The organism is Aeromonas sp. ZOR0002 (assembly GCF_963866995.1).
In the GTDB taxonomy this organism is placed as follows: domain Bacteria; phylum Pseudomonadota; class Gammaproteobacteria; order Enterobacterales; family Aeromonadaceae; genus Aeromonas; species Aeromonas caviae.
The window spans coordinates 5,337-8,518 of record NZ_CAWMFQ010000207.1 but is presented as its reverse complement, the minus strand read 5'-3'; the positions used below and the strand labels follow the sequence as shown (position 1 = coordinate 8,518).

At 62.2% G+C, this 3,182-nt stretch carries 4 protein-coding genes and 1 pseudogene; all 5 read left to right on the top strand.

What is annotated here, in order from left to right; translation table 11 throughout:
* Positions 1-229, top strand: a pseudogene (locus AACR77_RS12335) (transglutaminase family protein); the annotation flags it as partial.
* A gap of 31 nt (positions 230-260) precedes the next feature.
* Positions 261-962 carry a peptidase gene (locus tag AACR77_RS12330; protein ID WP_042881886.1) on the top strand — a complete coding sequence of 234 codons (702 nt, stop codon included), beginning with the start codon at positions 261-263 and terminating at the stop codon, positions 960-962.
* A gap of 82 nt (positions 963-1,044) precedes the next feature.
* Positions 1,045-1,530, top strand: a complete 486-nt coding sequence (locus AACR77_RS12325; RefSeq protein ID WP_010674393.1) for a YqhA family protein — start codon at positions 1,045-1,047, stop codon at positions 1,528-1,530.
* 118 nt (positions 1,531-1,648) lie between these two features.
* On the top strand, positions 1,649-2,098 hold the full coding sequence (locus AACR77_RS12320) for a hypothetical protein (protein ID WP_042881884.1): 450 nt from the start codon (positions 1,649-1,651) through the stop codon (positions 2,096-2,098).
* 4 nt (positions 2,099-2,102) lie between these two features.
* On the top strand, positions 2,103-3,182 hold a 1,080-nt coding region (locus tag AACR77_RS12315; RefSeq protein WP_042881882.1), incomplete at its 3' end, for a hypothetical protein.

Below are 3,182 nucleotides of genomic sequence, written 5' to 3'. Positions count from 1 at the left end.
TTACAGTAGCCACGTGGCGATGCACGCCTGGGCCGAGGTGTGGATCGAGGAGCGCTGGCACACGTTCGACGTCACCAACCTCACCAGCTCCACCAGTGAGCACCTCAAGCTCGCGGTCGGCATGGATTATCTGGATGCCTGTCCGGTGCGCGGCGTGCGCTATGGCGGCGGGTGCGAACAGTTGCAGAGCCAGGCGCAGGTGACCCGCCTGGATGGACAGCAGCAATGAAGACCGGGAGAGTCCTGGCGGGAGTGCGGTCATGACCTATTGCGTCGCCATGTGCCTGCAAGACGGCATGGTGTTTGCGTCCGATTCGCGCACCAATGCGGGGGTGGATCACATCGCCACCTTCCGCAAATTGCACCTCTTCACCCGGGAGGACAGGGTGATAGTACTGCAAAGCGCGGGCAATCTGGCCACCACCCAGAGCGTCATCAGCCTGCTGACGGAGGGGCAGGAGCTCCTTGCCCTCCCCAGCCTCTACGAGGCTGCCGCCCTCATCGGCCAGACCATACGCACCGTCATCAGCCGGGATGGAGGTCAGCAGCAGGGCCATATCAACTTCGGCTGCAACATCCTGCTGGGGGGGCAGATCCGGGGGGAGCGCCACCGCCTGTTCCACATCTACCCGGAGGGCAACTTCATCGAGGCGAGCGCCGACACCCCCTACTTCCAGATTGGTGAGAGCAAATATGGCAAGCCCATCATTGATCGCATCATCCACCATGAGACGCCGCTTCAGACCGCATTGCAGTGCGCCCTCATCTCCATCGACTCGACCCTGCGCAGCAATCTGTCGGTGGGCTTGCCCCTGGATGCCCTGATCTATCACGAGGGCAGCTTCTCGGCGACGAACCAGCACCGCATCACCGAACAGAACCCCCATTTCGTGGCGCTGCGAAAGGCATGGGGCGAGGGGTTGCAGCAGTTGTTCCAGGGCCTGCCCACTTTCCCCCTCTAGGCCGGGCGGGAGGCGCCAAGGCGCTTTCCCGCTCCTTTCTTTCCGGATATTCTGGCTGCCTTCCTTTTCGATGGAGTTTCCCATGCGCCGCTTCAACGTCATGCTCAACGGCAGCCGGTTGATGATGTTCCCCTTCTATGTCTGCATCCTTATCTGTGTCGCCCTCCTGATGGTGAAGTTCGCCATGCAGCTCTATGTGCTGTGCCGCGACATCATCGACATCCACTATCTGGATCTCATCACGGGGGTACTCACCCTGGTGGACTTCGTGCTGGTGGCCCAGATGCTGATCCTGGTGGCTATCTGCGGCTACGTGCAGTTCATCAAGACCCCGGAGCAGCGAGCGGCCCTCGGCGACAACTGGCTCAGCAAGATCAACTTCGCGTCCCTCAAGCTCATCGTCATCAACTCTCTGGTGACCATCGCCGGCATCGAGGTGCTCAAAGCCTTCCTTGACGACGGCACCGGCAACGAGATCGAGATGAAGTGGTCGGTCATCGTCTTCCTCGCCTTCTCCACCGCGGCACTTATCTATGCGGTGACCGAGCGGCTGGCGGAGCACAAATAGGGCCCGGCGCCATTCAGGGTCTATTCATCAAGAGCCGAATTGATAACTCTTTTCATTACCCTTACTGCATTGTAAACTTGCTCGCCCCGGGCTGAACCGCCCGGGAGCTGGAGCACCCATGACGAGTCTTTCCCTCTCACCACGACACTGCTGGCAGTGGCTGGCCTATCACCATCAGGCGGCCGAGGGTGCCCTTTATCTGATGTTTTTCTCCGGCCTGCTGCTGTGGGAACCCCTGACGCCGACCTGGTCCCTGGCACGCTGGAACCTGTTTTTGCACGTCGCCCTCTCGCTCACCCTGTTCCCTTTGCTGTTTGGCGCCTTCTGGCTCTCCCATCGCAGTCTGCTGCGCAAGAGCCGCAAGCCTTTTCTGCGCACCACGGGGCGCATCATCGAAGCCTTGCTGCTGGTCTGTCTGGCAAGCGGACTGGTGCTGGTGCTGCACGGCACCCCGGGGGATAGCCTCGGCAACCTTGCCAGCTGGGCCCACTGGCTGAGCACCCTCGCGTTGACGCCCCTGGTGCTGCGCCACGCCTGGCGCTGGACCATCTTGAAATGGCGCACCTGATCTTATGTTGAAGTTGTTGTTATCCCTGATGTTGGCCGCCCTGCTGCTGGTGACCGCCTCGGCCCGGGAGATGGGCACCGCCATGATTGCCTATGACGAGGGGAGCGCCCCGCGCCTCGTCACCGCCAACCAGAGTGCCGGCTCCGTCACCCTGCTCGAGCGGGGCACTGGCAAGCGCCTCAACGAGGTGCAGCTGGGGGGCGATCTGCGTCAGCTGGCCCGCGCCGATGACGGCACCCTGCTGGTCACCGATTACAGCGGCGATCGCCTGCTGCTGCTGGATGATGATCTCACCCTGGAAAAGGCGATCCCCACCGGCCATAGACCCTATGGCGTCATCTTCGATCCCAAGCGGCAGTGGTTCTGGGTCACGCTGTTCGAGGGAGGGCGCCTTCAGGCTTATGACAGCACGGGCAACCTCCAGCTGGATGCAAAAACCGCCGAGACTCCCCGCGGGCTGGCATTGACCAACGACGATCGCCTGCTGCTCACCCACGCCATGACAGGCCAGCTCGCCATCTATGATCTCGCCAAACTTGAGAAGGGCGCTACCCTCCCCAAGCCCAAGCTCATCACCCTGGCGGAAACCCACAGCGACACCCCGAGCGACTCCCAGGGATTGCCGCGCCTGCTGGACGGCATCGCCCTCTCCCCCGATGGCAGCGAAGCCTGGCTGCCCCACGTGCTCTGGAGTTTCGACCACCCCTTCCAGTTTCAGAGCACCGTCTTCCCGGCGGTTTCCATCATCGATCTCGATGAAGAGAAGGAGCGGGTCGATGAAAGAAAACAGCTCTTCTTGCAGATCAACCTGCCCAGCGTCGGCAACCGCAGCCAGATCGTCTCCAACCCGTTCGCGGCGCGCTTCGCCGCCGATGGCAAGCGGGTCTACCTGACCCTGGCGGGTTCCGAAGACTTGCTGGTGTTCGACCTGTCGCGCAGCGGCAAGCAGAACAGCAACCGCCACCGCCGCAAGAAGTTTCAGGGGGGCGCCAAGGCGACCCAGCTCTTGCGTCACCTGCCGGGCCAGAATCCGCGCGATCTGCTGATCGATGGCGACCACATCCTGGTCCACAACGTCATGGGG

What these genes read in the sequence shown, in the direction of transcription:
- AACR77_RS12325 (WP_010674393.1), top strand. Translation starts at nt 1,045, where the DNA reads ATGCGCCGCTTCAACGTCATGCTCAACGGCAGCCGGTTGATGATGTTC.
- AACR77_RS12320 (WP_042881884.1), top strand. Translation starts at nt 1,649, where the DNA reads ATGACGAGTCTTTCCCTCTCACCACGACACTGCTGGCAGTGGCTGGCC.
- AACR77_RS12330 (WP_042881886.1), top strand. Translation starts at nt 261, where the DNA reads ATGACCTATTGCGTCGCCATGTGCCTGCAAGACGGCATGGTGTTTGCG.